We start from the raw sequence: 3,740 nt of genomic DNA on the forward strand, positions 1-3,740 counted from the left end.
GCATGGAACTGCACATCCGGCGCGCCCATATTCAGATAAGCTATTTTTCCCTGCTCCGCCTGAAGCCCGTGATACGTTCCCTCCGGCTGGAAAACCCCACCCTCGACATTTCGGCCGACCTTCTGGCCCACTCCGGCAGGGAAGGCGAAAAAACTCCGGGGCCTTCCGGCTCCTTCACCCTGCCAAGGCTCCCCCGAAGCATCATCGGCCTGAGCGTCTTCATGGAAAACGGCGTCTGCCGAGTCACAGGCACGGACGGGAAAAGCAGCCTTGTCCTCTCGGGCATAGAGGTCAGCTCCCGCCTTCCGGGTCTTCTGCCCGGCCACCTCGAAGTACATGTGGACAACCTGCACTGCTCCCTTCCCTCCGGGCTTGAACTGTCGGCCCGTCGTTCCCGCCTTGCCGTCCCCTCCCTGCACCGGGGGCTGCACCATGCATGGAGCGCAAGCGTGCAGTTCTCTTCCGAAACGCAGCTCGGTGCGCTGGATGCCGTGCTGGGGAGGGAAATTTCCGCCCCCTACCGTTATTTTCCCATGGCCGAGCCGCTCCTTCTCGACTTCTCGGCAGAGTTAACCGCCTCGCCTGAAGAAGGAAAGTACAGCGCTCAGGGCACGGCAAAGGCCTCGGCCACGCTTACCATGAACGGGCATCCCGTGCCCATCGGGCTTGACGCGCGCTTTTCCCTGCCCGGCCTTTGGGAACCGCTCGATATTGAACAGGCCGACGCCCGCATGGGCGACGATTGCGTTACGCTGTACGGAAAGCTCTCCGGCCTTGCCGAAGGCTCCCCGCTGTTCCGGGGCCGGGCCGATATCCATCACTTCAGCCTTACCCGCTGGTTCGGCTTCGGCCGGCTCATGAATCCCGGCCTTCAGCATGCCCTGGACAGTATCGCGGGCTCCTTTGAAGACATGCATCTCACCCCCTCGGGCATCGTTGTTCCGCACCTCAAGGCCGTAGTGCAGGGCATAGAGCTCGAAGGGGAAGGAAGCTGCAAAGAGTTTCTCAAGCCTGAAATACTCATCAGTGCCCATGCGAAAAAGGCCGATCTCAACCGCATTTTCCCGGAACTGTCGGGAACCTTCCCCGATATGTCGCACCTGCCGCCGCCCGTGCTGCCCCTGGACCAGCAGGCCCCGGAGGAACAAGAGGAAAACGCTCCTTCCCCCGATATCCATGTAGGCTACGACATACACATAAGCGCGGATGAAGCCTCCATCCTCAAGCTTCATGCGGGCAGGGCCGACGTGCATGTGGTGCCCGCGCCGGAGCACGGCACCATGCTCGTCATTGCCGTGGGCGACGTGTACGGCGGCAAGGGAGATTCCAAGGTCTACCTTCAGGACGATATCCGCGTCACGGCAGAGCTCTCCCGCGTGTCCATGGAAGGGCTCACCAGGGATATGGCGGGCTTTCCCGCCGTGAGCGGCCTGCTCAAAAAGGGCTCGACGGACCTCACTTTCCATCCCGGCTCCGGCGTCACCATGCTGAGCAGCCTCGGCGGCAGCATCAAAGGCACGCTGGAACAGGGACGCTTCACGCTGAAAAACGGCGCCTCCCTGCCCTGGCAATCTCTGGAGGTGGACGCGCAGGCCAAGGCCGCTCCCGGTAAAAACCTCACGGCCATGCCTCCTGCCATGGATTTTCGCGGCAAATGGCATGTCAAGCTGGCGACCGGCGCATGGTCCGTCACGGCGGACGCCTCCCAGGCCGCCCTGTCCTTCAGCACCAGCTTCGGGCTGCCCGTGGCCATGCGCGGCCAGAACGTCAGCCTTCAGGCCGCTCTGGGCAAATCCCTTTCCCCCCTGCTTGCGCAGGACATGAATGTCAGCCTCTCCGGCAAGGGCAGCTTCAACCTTGAAAAAAACACCGTCTCCGTGGAAGGGGCCACGCTCCGCCACCCCTTCTTCACCGTAAGCGGCGATCTTGCCCTCTCGAACTTTCCGGCGAAGACCTCGGCCACGGGCAAGCTTTCCTTCTCCACAGGCTCGCTCAGGGAATGTGCCGCAGCTTTCGGCCTGCCCCTCCCCCCCCTTTCCGGCAAAAAAACGCTCCGTAAGGCGGAAGCCTCAGCCCGGATATCCGTCAATGCGAACCGGGCGGATTTCAGCGAGCTTTCCGCCTCCGTGGACGATACGCGCGTCTCCGGCAGCCTTCAGCAGACCTTCACGGGCAGGCCCACGCTCAGCGGGGAGCTTCGCATCCCTTCGCTGAATCTGGATGATTACCTGCAACATCAGGGGGAAAAGAGCGCCTCCTCCGCACAAGTCTCCACCCCCCTGCCCTTTGCCTTCCTGAAGGACAGGGATATGGACCTCAGGCTCTCCCTGGACAAAGTACGCGCCTATTCCACCACCCTTTCCCATGTGGAACTGCCCGTTTCCCAGAAGAACGGCGCCCTTGCCGTCCCCGTCACGGCTGTTTTCCCCGGCGGGGGGAGCGCTTCGGGCTCTTTTCAGGCCGTGCTCGTCCGGGACGGAAGCGCCATGGATCTCGGGCTGAACATGCGCTGCCGCAATGTGAACATGCTCCTGCTCAGCCGCGACAGGGGGCAGAAAACGCAGATCAGCGGCAACGGCTCCGCAGAGGCTGATCTGCGCTCCCGGCAGACAAACTGGCAGGACTGGAAAAAAGCCCTGGACGGGAAAATCTCCTTCGCCGTGAAGGACGGGGCCATTATCTCGCCTCCGCAGGAGGCACGCGGCAAGAGCTCGCGGACGGACTTCAACACCATGTCCATGTCCGCCTCCCTCGTCAAAGGCGTGGCCACCTGCCGGGACTTTCTCATCAAAAGCTCCCTGACCACGGTCTCGGGCTCGGGCACGGTCAATCTCGCGGAAGAAAGCATCGACGCAAGGGCCACCGTCACCCTTGTCGGCATCCCGGAAATGCCCATCACCATCAAGGGCAACCTGTTCAAGCCGAAAGTCACCTACAAGCTCATCGGCGCAGTCACGGGCACGGTGAGCAACATAGGCTCCACCTTCTTCGATATCGTGGGCGGCGTGCTTACCGCACCCTTCCGCCTTTTCCAATAGCGGCGGCGGAAAACGCCCTTCCTTCAGGAAGAATCTGCCCGGGAGGGACAGTCCGCCCTTCCGCGTGCCGGAGCCCCTGCTCCAGGCCCTCCGACATTCCCGGCCTCCGCATCGGCAGAAATTTCCCGGCGCAAAGGGAAAGCCCGAAAAAAACTGCGCCGGGCAGGCGTGGGGAAGCGCTTCAAAAAAACATCGGGCATGGCGGAGACCCGAAGAAAGGCTCGACCTGTGTCCCGGTAAAAAGCCGCCCCCACGGCAAGGGGCAAAAAGCGGTGACACGCCCTCCGGAGGGATGCCGGTCGGCCCCCTGCAAAGCCCCTGTCACGCTACAAAGCTTCCGGCGAAAGGCCCTCGTTCACGCCGAGTTCCGCAATCTGCCGGAAAATCCTGAGCGATTCCTCGGCTTCGGCGGCATCGAGGGAGCGCAGGGCAAAGCCTGCATGCACAATGACATAATCCCCCGGGCGCGGGGCCTCGGGCAGAAGTATGGTGGAGATATCCATATAAGTTTCCCCCCTGCCCACCCGCACGCGGGCCTTCCCCTCTTCCGGCACGTCCACCACGCATACGGGAACGGCAAGACACATAGGCATTCTCCTCACTAGAGCAATTTCCGTTTGAAATGCTGTGCATTTCAAACCATACGGCCTGTCGTTTCGCGGAAAAAACGCGGTTTTTCCGCAAACGAAGGGCCGGGCGGCG

The 3,740-nt window shown here is 62.2% G+C and carries 2 protein-coding genes; one reads left to right on the forward strand and one right to left on the reverse strand.

Features of this window, described 5'->3' with window-relative positions:
- Window positions 1-3,038: AsmA-like C-terminal region-containing protein (locus tag K8W16_RS04935; RefSeq protein ID WP_304121656.1), on the forward strand; the 3,038-nt coding region annotated here is incomplete at its 5' end.
- Window positions 3,039-3,364: 326 nt separating this feature from the next.
- Here K8W16_RS04935 and K8W16_RS04940 read toward each other — a convergent pair.
- Window positions 3,365-3,625, reverse strand: coding sequence for a HypC/HybG/HupF family hydrogenase formation chaperone (locus tag K8W16_RS04940; RefSeq protein WP_304121657.1), 261 nt, complete (start codon window positions 3,623-3,625; stop codon window positions 3,365-3,367).
- Between the last annotated feature and the right edge of the window lie 115 nt (window positions 3,626-3,740).

It is taken from the genome of Mailhella massiliensis, from assembly GCF_020741395.1.
In the GTDB taxonomy this organism is placed as follows: domain Bacteria; phylum Desulfobacterota; class Desulfovibrionia; order Desulfovibrionales; family Desulfovibrionaceae; genus Mailhella; species Mailhella massiliensis_A.

Coding starts and splice junctions, on each gene's coding strand:
- K8W16_RS04940 (WP_304121657.1), bottom strand. CDS start 3,625: ATGTGTCTTGCCGTTCCCGTATGCGTGGTGGACGTGCCGGAAGAGGGG.